The sequence below is a fragment of the Bacillus sp. FSL K6-6540 genome (assembly GCF_038007545.1).
Genome location: NZ_JBBOXH010000001.1, coordinates 1,398,150 through 1,415,897, shown reverse-complemented (window position 1 = coordinate 1,415,897; position 17,748 = coordinate 1,398,150). Strand labels below are relative to the sequence as shown.

Genomic DNA, 17,748 nt, shown 5'->3' with positions numbered 1-17,748 from the left:
TCCATCCCTTACAACGCCGGCGTTCCGGTCAACAATTGAATTTCCTTGCGCTGCCTGGAAGCCTCGTAGGTACCGAGAATGATCTCCAGGGAATGCCGGCCGTCCTCCCCGGTGACGATAGGCTCGCGGCCTTCGCGAACGGCAAGCGCCATATCTTGAATTTGCAGGCGGTGTCCGTCAGGTATAACTTTGAACGCATCGAATTCAGGCAGCTGTACTTGTTCACCATCGATTTCAAGGGATACGATCGTATCTTCTTCCATGACAAGCACGCCCTTCTCTCCATGAATGACCAGCCGCTGCCCTTTGCCGTCGCAGGCCGTCGTCGTGATCTCCATGACCCCGAGCGCGCCGTTCGCAAATTCAAGGGCGGCGATAACGGTATCTTCCACTTCGATATTTCGCAGCACGGCTTTGGCCTTCGCCGACAAGGATGCTACGGGCCCAACGAGCCATTGGAGCATATCCACCGTGTGTATTCCCTGATTCATCATCGCCCCGCCGCCGTCCATCGCCCAGGTCCCGCGCCAGCCCGCACTGTCATAATAGGCTTGATCGCGGTAGAGCATGACATACGCCGAACATAAACTGAGCTTCCCCAGGCGTCCTTCTTGAATGACCTGGCGGGCATACCCGGCCTGCGGGGACATGCGCCTCGGAAAGACGGTGGCGAGCAGCACCCCGTTCTCCGCACATACCTTGATCATGCGCTCGATATCGTCAAGCTTGATCGCCATCGGCTTTTCCACCAGCACATGCTTGCCCGCCCGGGCAACCATCGCCGTTTGCTCTGCATGCATGCCGCTTGGCGTGCAAATGCAGACCACTTCCACATCCTCGCGCGCCAGCAGCTCCTCCAATGTGTCGCAGACATCTCCTCCATACGTTTCAGTCAGCTTGACCGCCGATTCCCGTTTCGTATCGTACACGGCGGCAAGCACGGCTTCCTCCGTGTTCAAAATGCCCTGTGCATGAATGTCGGCAATAATTCCGCAGCCGATGATCCCGAATCGAACCGGCAGCTTTTCCTTCGTCATGTTCCCTACGCCCCCTCATACCCGTTCTGTTTGCATCGAAGCCCGTGCTTTCTCCTATTCCCTAATCAGGATCCGTGCTCCCTCATCGGCCATCACCGTAGCCTCCGAGGCTTTGTAAATATCGTCATGCGTGATCAGGCCCGCTTCTCCCGCCACCCGATTCAGAAAATCCTGCGAGAGGGAGAACGCCGGAGCCGTTAAAGGCAAAGAACGCAGCTCCTGATCGGTGATCACAAGCGCTACCTCATCGCTGGACAGCAAGGGATCTCCTTCCAGCCGAATTTCGGCAATGCCGCGCGTCCCCGTAATGAATATCCGGCCGTCTCCCCAAGTCCAGCTGCCGGCGGGCGTGTGCCAGTCCGCGTATAGCTGTGCCGTGATCCCGCCAGCCATGAATACCTGCACGCCGGCGGCATCGTAAAAGGTCGGGTATTCAGGCAGAATATGCTTCGCCAGATAACCGGATGACGTCTCCACTTCCCGGCCCGTCAGCCACCTTAACAGGTCGAAGTCATGCACGAAGAGATCGTTGATGATGCCGCCGGACTGCCCTCTGTCAAAATGCCAGGCCGGACGGGTTTCCGGATTCAGCCGATGCGGCTTACGCATCGAGATATGGATGATGTCCCCCAATTCACCCGCTCGAATCATCCCGTGGACGGTATGGATAGAAGGACGGAAACGTTCGGTCAGCATCATGCCTACCTCGATTCTTCCTCGATCCAACAAGCCGCGCAGCCGGATGAGTCCGGCCCGATCCGTTACGGCAGGCTTATCGATCATGACCGGCTTGCCGTGCAGCTCGCACAGCTCCATGACATCCATTTTCTCATCGTTGATGGCCGCGCAGCCAATGATTCCTACGCCTTCGTCTGCCAGCATCGACTCCCGATCCCCCGTCAGCTCCAGGCCGTACCGGTCGGCGAGGGTGCGGGCTAACGTCTGATTGTCCGGTTCGTACACTCCTGCACATTCGCAGCCCAGAGCCAGCATCTCCTCGATAAACATGCCGATGTGGGCATGCTGGCAGCCGATGATTCCAAATTTCCGTGCGTTTCCCGTCATCCGGTCGACACCTCCACAGCCTGCAGCCACTCCTTAATGACGAGCAGATCATAAGCGAGCCGTTCCTTCGGCGGATAGGGAGCTGCGCATTCCAGCGTAAGCCAACCCGCGTACCGCTGTTCCCGTAATCCCCTAAGCAGCCCGCCGTGATCCACTTCTCCTTCGCCAAGGCGGCATTGCAGGAAGAACTCTTCCCCGTGACGGGTCAAATTCTTGAACGTTCCCGGGGCGCCCCCTTGCCCGATCCGCCGTTCATCCTTGATGTGCACATGGAACAAACGGCTTCCAAGCTGCCGGACCGACTCTTCCCCAAATTCCGTGTCCGTGATGTACATATTTCCTGCATCATGAATCAGGCCAACCTGATCATCGCCGATCAATTCCAAGAGCCGCAGTGCGCTGTCCGTCGTCTCCACCAGGCTCTGGTTGTGGATCTCCAGGACGATCCGTTTTCCTGCAGCGCGGGCTTCCTCCGCGCATTTCCGAATCCAGAAAGCCGCCTTGGCATAATGATAATCCTCCGCCAGGAAGGCATTCGGCCCTCCCTGAAAGATCCGGATCATGCCCGCCTCCAACATCACCGCGCGTTCAAGCAGGCCCATGAACTGATCATAGGCCCCGGCACATTCGGCCTCCCCGCTTGTCGAGAAATACCCCATGTAACCTGCCAATGCCGGAATCTCCAAACCGTGCCCATCCGCAAGTGCCTTCATTTCGCGAACCCGCGGAAGCGATGTCTCCGGGCTCAAATGCGGTTCGCGGCAGGCGATTTCGATGCCGTCAAAACCGAGTTCGGCCGCGATCGACATCGCTTCATGGATGCTGTAATCGATGAGTGATCCGCTGAATGCCGCTATTTTCATCTCGTCTTTCATCCTTTCGTCTGCATTTTCGCCTTCTCAAGCGCTGAATACGCCGTTATTTAATCCCGGCCATATTATGGTTCTGCACAAAATATTTCTCGGCGAACAGGAATACCAGCAGGATCGGAACGAGACTGACCAAGGCCGCCGCAATCATGAGCTGTTCATTGCCGGTCCACTGTCCGGACAAGGAGAGTATGCCGATCGGCAGCGTATACTTCTCGTTCGAGGTCAAATAAATGACAGGCGTCAGAATCTCGTTCCACTTGCCCATGAACGTAAAGATCGCCAGCGTCGCCAGCGTGGGCCTGGCCATCGGAATGAAGATCCGCAGATAAATCTGGAACGGATTGCAGCCCTCCATCTTGGCCGCTTCCTCATACTCTTTAGGTATATTCATAAAAGCTTGCCTCATGAGGAAAATGCCAAACGGTTGAGCCAGCCATTCAATGATCCACAGCGGCGTGAGCGTATCCAGCATGTTCAGTTTGTTAAAAATGATGAAATGCGGGATGATGATGACCACCGCCGGAATCATCATCGTCCCCAGCACCATCACGAACAGCGCGCCTTTCAGCGGAAAGCGCAGCCTCGCGAACGCATAGCCGACCATCGAGCAAGAGATTAGTGCGCCGATGACGGACAACGCGGCCACGAAGATGCTGTTTAGCGTGTAGCCGCCAATATTCCCAAGCTGGAACACCTGGGCGTAATTGGACCATTGGAATACTTCGGGAATCCAGCGGGGCGGAACCGTTGTATATTCCCTGTAAGTTTTCAATGAATTCATAAGCGCCGACAGAAACGGCACGATCATGATGAGCGAGCTGATCCCGATCAGCACGTATCCGATACTTTTTCCCAGCAGTCTTCTTCTCATTTGAGGCTCCTCCTTCCTCAGGTGCAGTTCCGCATTTGCAGTAGTTCCATCTTGAACGCCGGATCAGTCATAATGCACCCATTTCTTTTGAGCGCGAAGCTGTATGAGCGTCAGCAGGAACAGGATCATGAACAGCACCCAGGCAATGGCGGAAGCATAGCCCATCCTCATAAACGTGAACCCTTCGCGGTATAAATACAGCATCATGACCAGGCTCGAGTTATTCGGGCCTCCCGCCGAGCTGATGTCGCCCCTGCCGGTCAGCACGTAGATCTGTTCGAATGCCTGGAAGGTAGAGATCGTGCTCATGATGACAACCAGGAAGGTCGTCGGCGAGATCAATGGAACCGTAATGTACCGGAATTTACGCAGGGCTCCTGCGCCGTCGATCTCCGCGGCTTCGTACAAATCCCCGGGAACGCTCTGAAGTCCCGCCAGATAAATGACCATGATATAACCGATCCCTTTCCAAACCGCAATGAAGACGAGCAGCGGGATGGCCAGCTTCGGATCCTGCAGCCAGCCTTGCCCTTCTAGCCCCAGCTTGGCAAGCAGCGTATTGGCCAGGCCGAAGCGAGGGTTGAAAACGGCGTCGGCGACATACAGGATGACGGTCCAGGAGGAGATCACCGGGATGAAATGAGCCATCCGAAACCATTTAAGCCCTTTCAAACGCTGGTTTAACGCTACGGCCAGCACGAGCGCGAGAAAGGTCTGGAGCGGTACGAACAGAACCGCAAAATACAGGGTATTCCACAGGGAACGCCAGAACATCGAATCCTCGGCCATGCGCCGGAAATTATCCAATCCGCTCCACTCGGGCGGATTCAGCATATCGTAATCGGAAAAGCTGAAGTACAGGGATGCGGCGAGGGGACCCGCCACAAAAATGATAAAGTGGAGAAGATAAGGGGAGGCCATAAGCAGCCCCCATCTCCCCTCATGATCCCATTTCCGTTTTCGGGCGGGCTTTCCATGCGGCATCGGATCGGCTTTGAGTGCTGCATTGTCGTTTAGCGTATTGTCCATTTCACTCCCGCCTTTCTTCTACCCTTGATTTATTTTTTATAAAAATCATCGAGGACCGCCTGAACGGCTGCGTCCGCTTCGCTTAACGCCTGATCGACGGTTGCATCGCCCAGGAAGGCTCGCTCCGCATGTTCGTTGAATTTGCCCACCCATTCTTCCCATACCGCGTTGTTGTCGAGCGTTTGGGCGAACTCCAGACTGTCCAGGAAGGCCTGGCGGTTAGCCGGCTGCTCTCCCGCCTTGAGGAACACTTCGGATTCCGCTACGGATTTTTTCACGGGCACGGCTTCGCCAAGCTCCGTCCACTGCTTCTGCACATCGTCTTCCGTAGCCCAGTATTTAATCCACTCCCAGGCAGCTTGCGCCTTCTCGTCGCTCGACTTCTGGTTAATCACCCACGAGTTGGCGATGACCGGGGACACCCGCTTGCCGTCAGGTCCCTTCGGCAGCAGCGTCACGTCGTAATTCAGGCCGGCTTCATTCGCTGCCTGCACCCGGGCATAAATGCCGATCCGCATGGCGGCCGATCCGCTTGGGAACACGGCGGTATTGCTCTGGAAGCTCTTCAGGTCGACCGGATCGGTAATAATGCCGCGCTGCATGCCGTCGACCATCCATTCGAACGCCTGCTTGTTCTCCGGGGAATTGATGATCGAGTTCTCTGCCTTCTCGTCAAGGGCACCGCCGCCGTAAGATTTCATCACAGAGAACCAGCCCTCGGTAATGCTGAAGAACGTAAGCCCGAACTGATTCACGCTGGCTGCGTCAAATCCGCTGTCCTCGGCTGTTTTTCCGCCGGCGTCCACCGTCAGCTTGGCTGCCGACGCTTTCAGGTCTTCCCAGGTCCATTCGTCCGTAGGATACGCTACGCCTGCTTTATCGAACAAATCCTTGTTGTAAAACAGCACGCCGACCTGAATGCCCTGCGGCACGCCCCAATAACGTCCGTCCGCGTCCTTGTTGAAATCGAGACCGTAGTACTCGTCGGCTTTCAGATCCTTGGCAATCCAATCGGTCAGATCCTTGGCTGCACCGCGCTGGGCATATTTCATGACGTAGACGCCGTCGGACAGCCATACGTCCGGCGCCTGGCCGGCCGCGATCTGCGTATCCAGCTTCTGATAGAACTGCCCGTAAGGCGCGCTCTGCGTCTTCACCGTAATGTTCGGATGCTTTTCCTCGAACTGCTCGATCAGCTCCTTCATCTTCGCATCGGAGCTGTCGCTCGAATAATATCCGAGCAGGATTTCTACCTTCTTATCTTCCCCGCCGCCTCCGGTGCCGGGAGATGCGGTGCCGGTCTTACCATCGCCGGCATTGCCGCATCCGCTTACAATGATGGATATCAGCAATAAGGCCGTTACCCAGCTGTAGAACCCTTTTCTCTTTTTCACTAATCGTCGCCCCCTATTAATGTTGAAATGGATTAATGAGATTGTAGTTGATAACGACCGTCAGCGCCCATGTACTTTCTTATCCCACTTGTGATTTCTTGCCGCGGCATCATGGTTTTTTATTTACAACTTGTGTTTTTTTGCTACAATGTTCCTTACATTCCTTACTTCAAAGCCAGGAAGGCGGAAGAGCGATGAACATCCAAGGCGTTTCCATCGGTAATCTGACCATTAACCAACGATTGTTCGTGCTGATCATCCTATTCATTGGCCTCCCCTTCTTTCTGCTCGGCAGCTTCTGGTACCAGTCGTCTACCGAAGCGATTGAACAGTTTGCCGCAGGCGCCAACAAACGTATCATCGAGCAAACCAACGTCTCGCTGGATTCTTACATATCCAATCTGGAGAATTCCACCTATCCCTTTATCCATAACCCGCAGATCCAGCAATTTCTCTCGACCACGGAGCTCACTCCGTATGCCTATTTTCAGCTTGCCAAAAAAGTGGAGGACGACTTGTTCGCCCAGATGATCTACGGGAGATCGGATATCATCGGGATCTCGCTCGTCGCCGAGAACAAGCGGCAAATTACCGATTACGAAAGCGCGCCGGGACTGCTCGATATGAGCGAAATCCGCAAACGCAACCGCTCCTTTCAAGCGCAGCTGGACCAATACAACGATTTTCAGATCATCGGCCTCAGCCGGGTAGGAAACACGCCTTCCCTCACCGTCGCCCGGAAGCTCTATGACAATTCATCCTTTCTCTATAAAGGCTTATTGATCGTCGACCTCAATCTGAAGCAGATTGGCGCCATCTGCTCCAACGATTCGCTGGGCGGCTTTGACGTCTGGATTATGGGCGGCGACGGGCATATGATCTACCATCCGAATCCGAAACAGATCGGGGCCGAAGTCGAGCCCGGGCTGTTATCGCGTATTCAGAACCGGGACTCCTCCTTCTTCCGGCATCAAGACGCGGTATCGGGCACCGAGAAGATGGTCCTCCATGAACGATCGCAGATCACCGGCTGGACGGTTGTCGCCGATCTGCCGCTGAACAATCTCATCGGCGATTTAATCACCCAGCGGAACTACTCGCTTGCGGCCGCGTCGATGCTCTTGATCATAGCATTAGCGCTTGTTGGCGGTTTTTCCTTGTCCTTGACAAGGCCGCTCTCCATGCTGCAGAAGTTGATGGCCCGCGTCGAGCGGGGCGATTTCGTTCTTCCCACCCATATGAACCGGTTCCGCAACAATGAAATGACGGCCGTGTTTCAAAGCTTCTACAGCATGACGGGAGAGCTGAAGCGGTTGATCCGGGAGGTCCAGGATTCCCAGCTGAAGGAGCGGGAGCTCATAATCAAGCAGAAGGAATCCGAGCTCCGCTCCATGCAGTCCCATATCAACCCGCATTTTTTGTACAATTCGCTGGAGATTATTAATTCATATGCCATCGCGGACGATCATATGGAAATCAGTCGCATGACGCGGGCGCTGGCCCATATGTTCCGCTACAATATCGGCCATGCCGGATCCGTTGTGCCGCTCCGGGAGGAAATGACGCATGTCCAGTATTATCTGGATCTTCAAAGCGCCCGGTTCCGCAAGCTCCGAATCGATATGGACGTGAACGAACGGGATCTGGATCGCGTTAACGCCGTCAGGCTGACGCTGCAGCCGATCGTGGAGAATGTGTTCATCCACGGATACCGGGGCAAAAAGCCTTCCTACCTCGGAATAAGCTCACGCGCGGAGGCGGGTTATTATGCGATCGTGATCCGGGACAAAGGGGTGGGCATGACGGCGCAAACGCTGCGGCAGATCAGGCGAATCCTGCAATCCGGCAAGAAGCCGGAAGGTGGCACCCTGCGAAACGAAGGGGACGAAACCACCAGCGGCATCGGCCTCTTAAACGTCCATCAAAGGCTCCAGCTTACCTTCGGGGACGAGTATGGGCTGTACCTTGTGGAATCCGTGCCCTCGGAAGGCACGATATTTGAAATCAGACTGCCATATAAGACTAGCGAGGAGGGACATCATGTACCGGATCATGATGATTGATGACGAATACGCCATTCATTTGAGTTTGCGAAAGCTTGTCGAGAGGTCGGGTCTTCGGATTGAGGTTGCCGGCGAAGCCGAGGACGGGGTTGAAGCCTTGGAAATGCTGGAGAACAGCCGGCCGGACATCATCGTGACCGATATTTGCATGCCTGAAATGGATGGGCTGGAATTTATTCGCCGTGTCCGTGAATCCCATGCACAGATGCATTTCATTATCCTGTCGGGCCACGACAACTTCGAATTCGCGCGTCAGGCCATGCGTTATGGCGTATCGGATTTCCTGCTGAAGCCCATCGACCCGGCGCAGTTCCATGCAACGCTGGAACGTGCCTGCAGGGAGCTGGATGAGCGGAAAGCGCGATTCTCCCGCCAGACGAAATGGACGCTTGCGCAGCAGCGCCATAAAGCCAGGCTCGCCGAGCTGCTGTGGTCTGCCGAGGAGCGGGAGGCCTTGGAACAAACCCATGAGATCATGGCCCTTTTTGAGACGATGGGACCGAAAGAGGTCAGCCTGTCACGGTACGCCCATATGCTGATATCGGAACTGCTGTCTGCGCTTGAAGAACGCGGGTTGATGCTGAACATGGACACCGGTGAGGAGCAGTGGGCGCAGGATGATCCCCTTGCCTGCCGCCGCCAAACAGAGGATAAGGTCAAGGAAATGCTGGCTTTGATTAAAGGCTCCAGAAATCTGGGATCCCGCCATAATATCCAAAAAGCCAAACGATTCATTGAAGAAAACTATGCGATGGAGGATTTGTCCTTGCAGGAGGTAGCCGATTCGGTGGGGATGTCGGTGACGTATTTAAGCCGTACCTTCAAAAGCGAAACCAATATGAACTTCGTGAAATACCTGGTGCAGGTTCGCATGGAAAAAGCGAGGGAATTGCTTGCGGAATCTGAGCTTTCCGCTCAGGAAGCAGCCTACCGCGTCGGCTTTTCGGACTATGTCCATTTCAGCAAGACGTTCAAAAAATTTCATGGCCTCACCCCTTCGGCGTACCGAAAGCAGTGCAAGGCCATGAATGGAGGATAAAGCAGGCGGGTGTTGATTAGCTTGTTCTCCCGTTCTTCCACTCCTTTGCTCTGGCAAGAAGCTGCTCAACGAACGCATTCTTCTCATCGGAGTATCGAAGCAGGGTCCGGGCTCCTTGCGAAACGATCCGCCGCTTGATCTCGCTGTAACGCTCGGCTTCCACGGCATGAGCCCGGAGGTAATCCCGAATTATGATGTTATGGTTCCAGATGTCGCCACGGTACGACACGATATGAACGTTATAGGCGAGCTCTCCTCTTTTGCGGAGGTAAATGCGGGCGGTGATCCCGGATTCGCCCAAGTTCTCGTAACCCATAGCAGCCAGTTTGGGAAGGATTTCATCCGTATGCCGGGTGTTCTCCACGCCCACCAGTATATCGACGATGGGTTTGGCCGTCATGCCCGGTACGGACGTGCTTCCGAAATGTTCGATCGCAGCCGTATAAGGACCGATCTCCCCGATCAAGAGCCGATGTTCGTCGTTAAACCGATCCGCCCACTGCTTGTCATAGGGCTCCAAGTGAATGGCTTCGTCAATGGTCATGAAGGAACCTCCTTCGAATTGGTACGTACGTGCTGGTGAAGCTCCTCAAGCCAAAAGTAGCGGGCCCGTAAAAGGGCGTAGGGTACAGCTTCAGGCCACGCTCACGTAATCAGTATGACTCCATCATGCCCTATATGGTTTTAATCGACAAGAGCCAGTGTGCTATGCTTTATGGTCAAGCATGCCTTAATATCGACTTTCCACGACGGCAGGTGCTAGAACCTGCCGCGCATACCTCCCGGCCTCCGCCCGAAGTGTTTCATCGCTTACCCGTTCTACGTTATAGGTCACGAAGGCAGGCAGATAATGGACCTTGCACCGCTTCAACGTGGCTTGAATCGGCCGCAGCAGCTCACTCGCGGTGTACCAATTGTCCCCGCCTGCCTGATACCCTTGCTCCAATCCTGCCACCGTCGTGGCCAGCATGAATTCCTTGCCCTTCAGATTGTTGCCTTCCGGCCCGAACGCCCAACCGAAGGTCAGCACGTCATCCATCCATTTCTTCAGCAGAGGCGGGCAGCTGTACCAGTAAAACGGGAATTGGAACACCACCCGATCGTATTGAAGAAGGAGCTGCTGCTCGCGCTCGATATCGATAGTCCAATCCGGGTACTCCTTGTAAAGATCCCGGACATCTACATTTCCATTCGCATACAGCCCGTCGTGCTCCATCAGCATCCGATTCGCTCGCGAGTTGTCTAAATTCGGATGAGCCACAATCACCATGGTTTTCATACTCAGGTCTCTCCTGTCTCAGTTGATTTGTTTGACACCCCCATTATGTTTCGGATCGGTTTCGTTGAAAAGTACGCTCTTTTTCTGTACTTAGTCCGCTCTGGCGTACCTAATCATCCCATGCATAGTACGATAAAACGTACTAAGTACGAATAAGAATAGTACTGGGTTTAAACGGAATCCTGTGCTACATTACTATCATCCAAGAAACAAGATCGATCACACACTTCCAAGCGGGAGATGAGAATATGAGAACAAACGATCAACGGCCTAACACCGACGGCATCCTGACCACGCTGCAATTAATCGGAGGCAAGTGGAAACCGCTGATTCTGTTCATTCTGCTGCAGGACGGAACCAAACGGTTCGGGGAGCTTCGGCGTCTGCTTCCGGGCGTGACCCAAGGCATGCTGACAAATCAGCTCCGTGAACTGGAACAGGATGGGCTGGTCGTACGCAAGGTATATCAGGAGATCCCGCCCAAGGTGGAGTATTCCGTCTCGGAGCACGGGAAGAGCTTGGACAGCGTACTCACCGACATGTGCACCTGGGGATTTCAGCATCAGGAATATGTCAACAAGGTCAACGAACAGTCTGATGAGAGCCCAGGAAAAAATGCAGGCGGACTGTAACGAAAATAGCAAGCCGGAACAAGGGGCCGGGGATTGCTCGAAATATCGATCTCTTCGCATTCTTCAAGCCGTTCCTCTTGGGATCGGCTTCACCGGCTGCTCCTCTGCAGGCGGGTATTTCGTATAGTGCGTTTCATCATAAAACTCCCTTTTAACCCACAAATACTCCCTTACCTTTTTTCGTGTATCGAAAAAACATTTCAAACCGCTCTCTGCTTATCTTCACCTGTCACATGTCTGAATGAATAAGGGGCAAGCGGGTGGACCGCAGCTTGAAAATGAATCACGGAAATTCACTTCCACGTATTGCTTTTTTGCGTCGATACGATATATATTTATATCGAATCGACATATCATTGGAGGCGGTCTGTATGTATGAAATTTTTGTTCTGGGCGAATTAATGACCGGGGACAAACACGGTTACATGCTTCAAGAGATTCTAAAAAATGCAGGCGGGCCTTACCGCCAGATCAGTTCCGGAACGTTGTATCCCCTGCTCTCCCGGATGGTGGATCACGAGTGGATCCATCTCAGTCTGGACGGGTCCGGCGGAGGCAAACGCCCCCGAAAAATCTACGGGATTACCGATTCCGGCCGGCGGAAGTTTTTCGAGCTCATGGAGAAACCACTGGAATACAACATGGATACGGAGCAGATGTTCCATTTCAAAATGGTCTATTTCCGGTATGTTCCGAAAAGGGTTCGACTCGACTGCCTGCAGCAGTATTTGATTTATCTGGAGACCAACCTGAAGCATGTGACGGATTTTGAAGCTGAGATCGCGTTCTATAAACCCGAACCGGAGAAACAGCGATTACAATTGCTGAGGGTGCTGGATCACCGAAAGCAGATGGGGATGACGAATATCGAGTGGATCAAGAAAGAAATAGCGGCTGTTAAGTCCGAAGAGGACTAGCGTTCAAGCGTTGTCGCATTTGATATCATGGAGGGGATTACTGGATGGAACGTTTATGGACGAAGCCGTTTATTCAGATGACGGTCGGAATGCTGTTTCTGTTTACGGGCTTCTATCTGCTGCTGCCCACGCTTCCGCTGTATATCAAGCATCTGGGCGGCTCCGAGACCCAGGTGGGCTTGGCGGCCGGCGCATTTACGCTGACGGCGGTGGTCTTTCGCCCGATGGTCGGGGGATTGGTGGACCGGTACGGCAGAAGAGCTTTTTACGTTTGGGGTCTTATCTTCTTTGTTCTTTCGATGTACCTCTACGATTGGGTCGGCAGCATTCTGCTTCTGCTTGCGCTGCGGATCCTGCACGGCGCGAGCTGGGCTTTCTCGACAACCTCCATCGGGACGGTCATCACGGATTTAATCCCGATCTCCCGCCGCGGGGAAGGCATGGGCTGGTACGGTATGGCGATGACGGTGGCAATGGCCATCGGCCCGATGCTGGGTACTTATATCGTGAGCGGGTATTCGTTTCGGACGTTGTTTCTGGTCGCTACCGGACTCTCCCTGATTGCCTTCATACTGGCCTACATGACCAGAGCCCCTTACCAAGCCAAACCTTCGGCAGGGCGAATTCAGCTGGTCGAGAAATCCGTTCTGCCTGTCACGGCCGCCATCTTTTTCCTGGCGGTTGCCTACGGTGGAATTACGACCTTTCTTCCGCTGTTTGCCGAGTCCATCCGGGTCAATCCGGGAACTTTTTTCCTGGTGTACGCCGTCGCTCTTACCTTGATCAGGCCCTTTGCCGGGAAGCTGTCGGACCGTTTCGGCGAAGCGGCCGTCATCATTCCGTCCCTTGTCATAACGGCTGGTGCCCTGATCGTCTTAAGCCAATCGAGCGGATTGCCCGGACTGATTACCGCCGCCATTCTGTACGGCATCGGTTTCGGTTCGGCCCAGCCCGCCCTTCAAGCAGCCACCCTGCGCATTGCTCCCGAGAATCGGAGAGGCGCAGCCAACGCCTCGTTCATGACGGCATTCGATCTCGGCATCGGGCTTGGCGCCATCCTGTTGGGTCTGGTCTCCGAGCGTATCGGCTATGCCTATCTGTTTACGGTTACGGCAGTGTCTGTTGTCGTATCCTTGGTCATATTCGCGGTCTTTGTAAGAAGACTGCTTACGTCTGTCGCTGCAGAGAAGGAGTGAAGGCTACCCATTCTCAAGCAAACACGCCCGCGGACTTGGACCGCCGCGTCGTATTGGAGCGTTCTGTCGCAGTGGAGCACTCTGCCTGACCGAAGCCGTTCTGCCGGGTTGACCGGGCTGCCGTCCCTCTAGACCCGCCAGCCTCGGAAGTCCGAACTTCAGCCCCCTCCGGCTTCGTAACCTCCGAGTCCGCTTCCGAATAGGCTAACGTATCTGATGTTAGATTGGAGCGATGGTACGCATGGCGCAATATGTACCGCCGGTGAGCATCCATACTCTCACGCATACGGCACCCGGTCTCGTGATTCATTATCCGCAGGTATACGGCCTCATGAATCCTGGAGCAGAAGAAGCCATCAACCGGGCCATTATTCTTCAAATCCAGGATATGCAGCGTGAACAGCAGCAGGTTCAGACCGGCACCAACCCGCAAACGACGGGCAACTTTGAGATTAAAACGAACGAGCGCGGCATTCTTAGCCTTGTGCTGACCAACTACACCTACTCCGAGCATATGGCGCACGGGTATACGGTGACAAAAGAACTGACCTTCTCCACGGCCACCGGACAATCCTATGCCTTATCCGATCTGTTCCGCCCGGGCTCCGGCTATCAAGCCGTCTTGGCCGCCGAAGTGAACCGTCAGATCAAGGAACGCGGCATTCCCGTGCTGGAGAACGTTCCGGTTACCGTTTCGCCGAATCAAGACTTCTATCTGGCCGATAAGTCGCTGGTCATCTTCTATCCGCTGTATGCCATCACGCCATACTATGTCGGCTTTCCGATGTTCCCCATATCGGTATACGACCTCTTGGGCTTGGCGCCCGAGAACGGATTGTTATCGGATCTTGCCGCGGACGTGGCGTAGGAAGCAGCAGCGCATTCAGGCGATATGCAGCAAAAAAACAAACCCGATTCCCTGGCGCCTTACGCCAAAGCATCGGGTTTGTTAGTTATCATCGCATGAGTTTTGCTACTACGGTTTACACCATGATTTTGCAAATATCGTTCGTGAATTCCACCGGATCGGCAATCGGCAAGCCTTCGATCAGCAGCGCCTGATTGTACAGCAGATTCGTGTAGAGCTTCAGCTTATCCTGATCCGCTTGCAGCGCCTTCAGGGACTGGAACACCTCATGGTTCGTGTTGATCTCCAGCACCTTGTCGGCTTGGATATCCTGCCCGTTCGGCATCGCCTTCAGGATTTTCTCCATTTCGATCGAGACATCGCCCTCCGTGGACAGGCATACCGGATGGGATTTCAGTCGTTTGGAGGCTTTGACGGACTTCACCTTGCCGGCCAAGAGGCTGCCCATGGCTTCAAAGAGCTCCTTGTTGTCGCTCTCCTCGGCTTCATTCTCCTGTTTGTCGGCCTCGGAATCGATGCCGAGATCCCCGCTGGATACCGATTTGAATTCCTTCTCCTTGTATTTCATGAGCATCTTGATCGCAAACTCGTCGACATCGTCGGTAAAGTACAGGATTTCATAGCCCTTGTCCAGCACCATTTCGGTCTGCGGGAGCTTCTCGATCCGGTCGATGGAGTCGCCGGAAGCATAATAGATATACTTCTGATCCTCCGGCATTCTGGACACGTACTCATCCAGCGAAACCAGCTTCTTCTCCTTGGAGGACGTGAACAACAGCAGGTCCTGAAGATCTTCCTTGTTCATGCCGTAATCGTTGTAAACGCCGAATTTCAGGCCTCGGCCGAAGGATGCAAAGAATTTCTCGTAATTCTCCCGCTCGTCCTTCATCATGCCCTGCAGCGCGCTTTTCACTTTGTTCTTGATGTTCTTCGCGATCAGCGTCAGCTGGCGGTCATGCTGCAGCATCTCGCGGGAAATGTTCAGCGACAGATCCTCCGAATCGACCATCCCTTTCACGAAGCTGAAATAGTCCGGCAGGAGGTCTCCGCATTTATCCATGATCAGAACGCCGTTGGAATAGAGCTCAAGCCCTTTTTCGTATTCCTTGGTGTAATAATCGAACGGCGTATTCTCGGGAATGAACAGAATCGCGTTATATACCACGGCACCATCCGCTTTGACGTGAATATGTTTGAGCGGTTTATCGAAGCCGTAACGCTTCTCGTTATAGAAGTTGACGTAATCCTCATCCGTCAGCTCGCCTTTGTTCTTGCGCCAGATCGGCACCATGCTGTTGATGGTCTGCTCTTCCTGAACTTCCTCGAACTCGTTCTCGGCATCTGCCTTCGGACGCTGCGTTTTCACGTCCATTTTGATCGGATAACGGATAAAGTCGGAGTACTTCTTAATGATCGCTCTTAGGCGGTATTCTTCCAAATACTCGTCATACTGATCGTCTTCCGTGTTCTCCTTGATCTTCAACACGATCTCGGTTCCGACGGAATCCTTCTCGGCAGGCGTAATGGTATACCCGTCCGCGCCTTCGGATTCCCATTTATATGCCTCGTCGCTGCCCAGGGCACGGCTCGTCACGGTAACGACGTCGGCCACCATGAAGGCGGAGTAGAAACCCACGCCGAATTGACCGATGATATTGTGTCCGTCCTTCGCTTCATTCTCGCTCTTGAATGCAAGGGAACCGCTCTTCGCGATGACGCCGAGGTTGTTCTCAAGGTCTTCCTTGGTCATCCCGATCCCCGTGTCGGCAATGGTCAGCGTGCGGTTGGCTTTATCCGCGGTAATCTTAACGTAGTAATCCTCTTTATTAAAGGTCAGGCTGTCGTCGGTCAGCGCTTTATAATAAATCTTGTCGATTGCGTCGCTGGCATTCGAAATCAGCTCGCGCAGGAATATCTCGCGCTGCGTATAGATGGAGTTGATCATCATCTCGAGCAGCCGTTTGGATTCAGCTTTAAACTGTTTTTTCGCCATGAAAAAATCTCCTTTCCAATCTGAACGAGGTTTCTTTTAGCACTCTTTACAACAGAGTGCTAACACTTCTTCTATTTAAACATGTACCAATTTTTGATGTCAATATGTTTGGAGACTTTCATGACTCAAACGCGGCAGCAACCTTTGATCGGCGATGCAGAAGATTTCGGATGAATCCCTGGAGAACGGGCAGCAAGCGCCGAAAGGGCTGTCTAAAAAGGAATCCCCTTTTTAGACAGCCCTCCACATTCATGGCTCGATGCTGCTATTTATTCTCTTGGATAAAACCGGACGAATCCACCATACGTAATACAAGCCGCATAGAAGCAGCACTCCGGCCGTGGCCAGGAAGGGGAGCCGATAATCCTGCCGGGCCAGGATCAGTCCGGCGACAAAGGTTGCCCCGGACGAGCCTAAACTCCGGAATACCGACCGCATGCCGGCGTACAAATTTCGCTCCTTTTCATTAAAGGCCGACATCAGCAGACTGTCCAGCAGATTGGACAGCATGGTCACGCCGCCGCCCCGCAGCAGGAACAGCCCGACAAACAGCCAAACGGGGAGTATCATGTACAGCGCGGAAAACAGCAAAATATTAACGATAAATACCGAGATGATGGCCGTGTTATATCCGAACCGCTCCATGACGTACGGCGTCATCAATGAGCATATAAACAGCAGGATCGCGCCGATGGCCAGAATCAGGGATACCTGGTCGTCCATCCAATCCAGGCGGAACTTCACGATGACGTTCAGGAAGGAGCCGGTCATCGCGATGCAGCCGCCGAGCAGCGCCGTAAACACGGCGAACAGCCATAAGGTCCCTGACGATAGTGGCCCCGTTAACCTGGATATACCCTTAGAGGATGAAGCCGTCGCCGCTTCCTCATCCACGACTCTACGCTCGGCAGGCAGCCAAAATGCCCGGATGATGCCGTGAAGCACAAGCACCAGCCCGGTCAGCAGAAGCGACACTTCATAACCCCTGCTTCCTTCGAGCCCCTTCGAGATATATCCGGCCGCCAGCGTTCCGAGTCCCGTAAAAGCCGTAAAGACGGCAAACATCAGGGAGAATGCACGGGCTTCCTCTTTACGGGACCGGCAATAATGGAAGAGAAGCTGGATCTCCGTTGTCTCCACCAGCGTCAACCCGGCAGACACCATGACTTGAGCGGCATAGAACCACAGCAAATCATCGCTGACGGCAAACAGCACATTGCCTGCGGCGATAAAGAATACGCCGGTAACCAGCAGTTTTTTTCTTCCTGTCCGGTTGGCGAGCAGGGATACCGGAATGGCGAGCACGCCCATTATCAGAATGCCCATCGACACCAACGCGCCGATCTCGTCTTCCCTCAGCCCCCGGAAGAGCAGATGCAGATTCAGGACGAGTGTATAAAGGCCGATCCCGATGCCGTAGAAGGCCTCGCTTATCAGGAACCGGCGCACCCCCGTAGACAGCTGCAGCAGGTCTTTGATGTAAAAGGACATGT

The 17,748-nt window shown here is 54.1% G+C and carries 17 protein-coding genes; 6 read left to right on the top strand and 11 right to left on the bottom strand.

Features of this window, described 5'->3' with window-relative positions; all coding sequences use genetic code 11:
- Window positions 1–8 precede the first annotated feature (8 nt).
- The 6 genes from MHH82_RS06080 to MHH82_RS06055 form a co-directional block, all read right to left on the bottom strand.
- The gene (locus tag MHH82_RS06080) at window positions 9–1,037 is read right to left on the bottom strand and encodes a Gfo/Idh/MocA family protein (RefSeq protein ID WP_340964326.1); all 1,029 of its coding nucleotides are present in this window, start codon (window positions 1,035–1,037) and stop codon (window positions 9–11) included.
- Window positions 1,038–1,091: 54 nt separating this feature from the next.
- On the bottom strand, window positions 1,092–2,102 hold the full coding sequence (locus tag MHH82_RS06075; protein WP_340964323.1) for a Gfo/Idh/MocA family protein: 1,011 nt from the start codon (window positions 2,100–2,102) through the stop codon (window positions 1,092–1,094).
- Window positions 2,099–2,965: a sugar phosphate isomerase/epimerase family protein gene (locus tag MHH82_RS06070; RefSeq protein WP_340964320.1), complete on the bottom strand. Its 867-nt coding sequence runs from the start codon at window positions 2,963–2,965 to the stop codon at window positions 2,099–2,101. The genes MHH82_RS06075 and MHH82_RS06070 overlap by 4 nt, the downstream gene beginning before the upstream one ends.
- A gap of 55 nt (window positions 2,966–3,020) precedes the next feature.
- Window positions 3,021–3,845 (bottom strand): carbohydrate ABC transporter permease, encoded by an 825-nt coding sequence (locus MHH82_RS06065; RefSeq protein WP_009594969.1) that lies wholly within the window; start codon window positions 3,843–3,845, stop codon window positions 3,021–3,023.
- 63 nt (window positions 3,846–3,908) lie between these two features.
- Complete coding sequence (locus tag MHH82_RS06060; RefSeq protein WP_012819332.1) at window positions 3,909–4,874, bottom strand: carbohydrate ABC transporter permease; 966 nt, start codon at window positions 4,872–4,874, stop codon at window positions 3,909–3,911.
- Between the two features lie 29 nt (window positions 4,875–4,903).
- Entirely contained in the window at window positions 4,904–6,268 is a 1,365-nt protein-coding gene (locus MHH82_RS06055) for an ABC transporter substrate-binding protein (RefSeq protein ID WP_340964316.1), read from the bottom strand.
- 194 nt (window positions 6,269–6,462) lie between these two features.
- Between MHH82_RS06055 and MHH82_RS06050 the strand changes: the two genes are divergently transcribed.
- Window positions 6,463–8,331 carry a sensor histidine kinase gene (locus MHH82_RS06050; protein ID WP_012819330.1) on the top strand — a complete coding sequence of 623 codons (1,869 nt, stop codon included), beginning with the start codon at window positions 6,463–6,465 and terminating at the stop codon, window positions 8,329–8,331.
- Window positions 8,309–9,370: a response regulator transcription factor gene (locus MHH82_RS06045; protein ID WP_012819329.1), complete on the top strand. Its 1,062-nt coding sequence runs from the start codon at window positions 8,309–8,311 to the stop codon at window positions 9,368–9,370. Before MHH82_RS06050 ends, MHH82_RS06045 begins: the two co-directional genes overlap by 23 nt.
- 16 nt (window positions 9,371–9,386) lie before the next feature.
- Here MHH82_RS06045 and MHH82_RS06040 read toward each other — a convergent pair whose 3' ends face one another.
- Together MHH82_RS06040 and MHH82_RS06035 are read right to left on the bottom strand one after the other, a co-directional pair.
- Window positions 9,387–9,914, bottom strand: coding sequence for a GrpB family protein (locus MHH82_RS06040; protein ID WP_036662233.1), 528 nt, complete (start codon window positions 9,912–9,914; stop codon window positions 9,387–9,389).
- A 186-nt stretch (window positions 9,915–10,100) separates the two neighbouring features.
- Window positions 10,101–10,649, bottom strand: coding sequence for an NAD(P)H-dependent oxidoreductase (locus tag MHH82_RS06035; RefSeq protein ID WP_012819327.1), 549 nt, complete (start codon window positions 10,647–10,649; stop codon window positions 10,101–10,103).
- A 248-nt stretch (window positions 10,650–10,897) separates the two neighbouring features.
- Here MHH82_RS06035 and MHH82_RS06030 point away from each other — a divergent pair, with 248 nt between their 5' ends.
- The 3 genes from MHH82_RS06030 (at window position 10,898) to MHH82_RS06020 (ending at window position 13,394) form a co-directional block, all read left to right on the top strand.
- The gene (locus MHH82_RS06030) at window positions 10,898–11,281 is read left to right on the top strand and encodes a winged helix-turn-helix transcriptional regulator (RefSeq protein WP_012819326.1); all 384 of its coding nucleotides are present in this window, start codon (window positions 10,898–10,900) and stop codon (window positions 11,279–11,281) included.
- 371 nt (window positions 11,282–11,652) lie between these two features.
- The gene (locus MHH82_RS06025; RefSeq protein ID WP_012819325.1) at window positions 11,653–12,198 is read left to right on the top strand and encodes a PadR family transcriptional regulator; all 546 of its coding nucleotides are present in this window, start codon (window positions 11,653–11,655) and stop codon (window positions 12,196–12,198) included.
- Between the two features lie 44 nt (window positions 12,199–12,242).
- Window positions 12,243–13,394 carry an MFS transporter gene (locus tag MHH82_RS06020; protein WP_145038865.1) on the top strand — a complete coding sequence of 384 codons (1,152 nt, stop codon included), beginning with the start codon at window positions 12,243–12,245 and terminating at the stop codon, window positions 13,392–13,394.
- A gap of 13 nt (window positions 13,395–13,407) precedes the next feature.
- Here the strand turns inward: MHH82_RS06020 and MHH82_RS06015 are convergent, their stop codons facing one another.
- The gene (locus MHH82_RS06015; protein ID WP_144374205.1) at window positions 13,408–13,644 is read right to left on the bottom strand and encodes a hypothetical protein; all 237 of its coding nucleotides are present in this window, start codon (window positions 13,642–13,644) and stop codon (window positions 13,408–13,410) included.
- On the opposite strand from MHH82_RS06015, the gene MHH82_RS06010 reads away from it, so the two are divergent.
- A complete protein-coding gene (locus tag MHH82_RS06010; RefSeq protein WP_340964304.1) occupies window positions 13,636–14,262 on the top strand; it encodes a DUF3298 and DUF4163 domain-containing protein in 627 nt (208 codons plus the stop codon). The two genes, MHH82_RS06015 and MHH82_RS06010, sit on opposite strands and share 9 nt — an antisense overlap.
- 115 nt (window positions 14,263–14,377) lie before the next feature.
- On the opposite strand, the gene htpG is transcribed toward MHH82_RS06010, so the two are convergent.
- Both htpG and MHH82_RS06000 read right to left on the bottom strand, forming a co-directional pair.
- A complete protein-coding gene (gene htpG / locus MHH82_RS06005; protein WP_036662229.1) occupies window positions 14,378–16,255 on the bottom strand; it encodes a molecular chaperone HtpG in 1,878 nt (625 codons plus the stop codon).
- 249 nt (window positions 16,256–16,504) lie between these two features.
- Window positions 16,505–17,746: an MFS transporter gene (locus MHH82_RS06000; protein WP_340964299.1), complete on the bottom strand. Its 1,242-nt coding sequence runs from the start codon at window positions 17,744–17,746 to the stop codon at window positions 16,505–16,507.
- Between the last annotated feature and the right edge of the window lie 2 nt (window positions 17,747–17,748).

Bases quoted from the DNA above. Each gene is read 5' to 3' on its own strand.
- MHH82_RS06080 (WP_340964326.1), bottom strand. From the start codon at position 1,037: ATGACGAAGGAAAAGCTGCCGGTTCGATTCGGGATCATCGGCTGCGGA.
- MHH82_RS06075 (WP_340964323.1), bottom strand. From the start codon at position 2,102: ATGACGGGAAACGCACGGAAATTTGGAATCATCGGCTGCCAGCATGCC.
- MHH82_RS06070 (WP_340964320.1), bottom strand. From the start codon at position 2,965: ATGAAAATAGCGGCATTCAGCGGATCACTCATCGATTACAGCATCCAT.
- MHH82_RS06065 (WP_009594969.1), bottom strand. From the start codon at position 3,845: ATGAGAAGAAGACTGCTGGGAAAAAGTATCGGATACGTGCTGATCGGG.
- MHH82_RS06060 (WP_012819332.1), bottom strand. From the start codon at position 4,874: ATGGACAATACGCTAAACGACAATGCAGCACTCAAAGCCGATCCGATG.
- MHH82_RS06050 (WP_012819330.1), top strand. From the start codon at position 6,463: ATGAACATCCAAGGCGTTTCCATCGGTAATCTGACCATTAACCAACGA.
- MHH82_RS06045 (WP_012819329.1), top strand. From the start codon at position 8,309: ATGTACCGGATCATGATGATTGATGACGAATACGCCATTCATTTGAGT.
- MHH82_RS06040 (WP_036662233.1), bottom strand. From the start codon at position 9,914: ATGACCATTGACGAAGCCATTCACTTGGAGCCCTATGACAAGCAGTGG.
- MHH82_RS06035 (WP_012819327.1), bottom strand. From the start codon at position 10,649: ATGAAAACCATGGTGATTGTGGCTCATCCGAATTTAGACAACTCGCGA.
- MHH82_RS06030 (WP_012819326.1), top strand. From the start codon at position 10,898: ATGAGAACAAACGATCAACGGCCTAACACCGACGGCATCCTGACCACG.
- MHH82_RS06025 (WP_012819325.1), top strand. From the start codon at position 11,653: ATGTATGAAATTTTTGTTCTGGGCGAATTAATGACCGGGGACAAACAC.
- MHH82_RS06020 (WP_145038865.1), top strand. From the start codon at position 12,243: ATGGAACGTTTATGGACGAAGCCGTTTATTCAGATGACGGTCGGAATG.
- MHH82_RS06010 (WP_340964304.1), top strand. From the start codon at position 13,636: ATGGCGCAATATGTACCGCCGGTGAGCATCCATACTCTCACGCATACG.
- htpG (WP_036662229.1), bottom strand. From the start codon at position 16,255: ATGGCGAAAAAACAGTTTAAAGCTGAATCCAAACGGCTGCTCGAGATG.
- MHH82_RS06000 (WP_340964299.1), bottom strand. From the start codon at position 17,746: ATGTCCTTTTACATCAAAGACCTGCTGCAGCTGTCTACGGGGGTGCGC.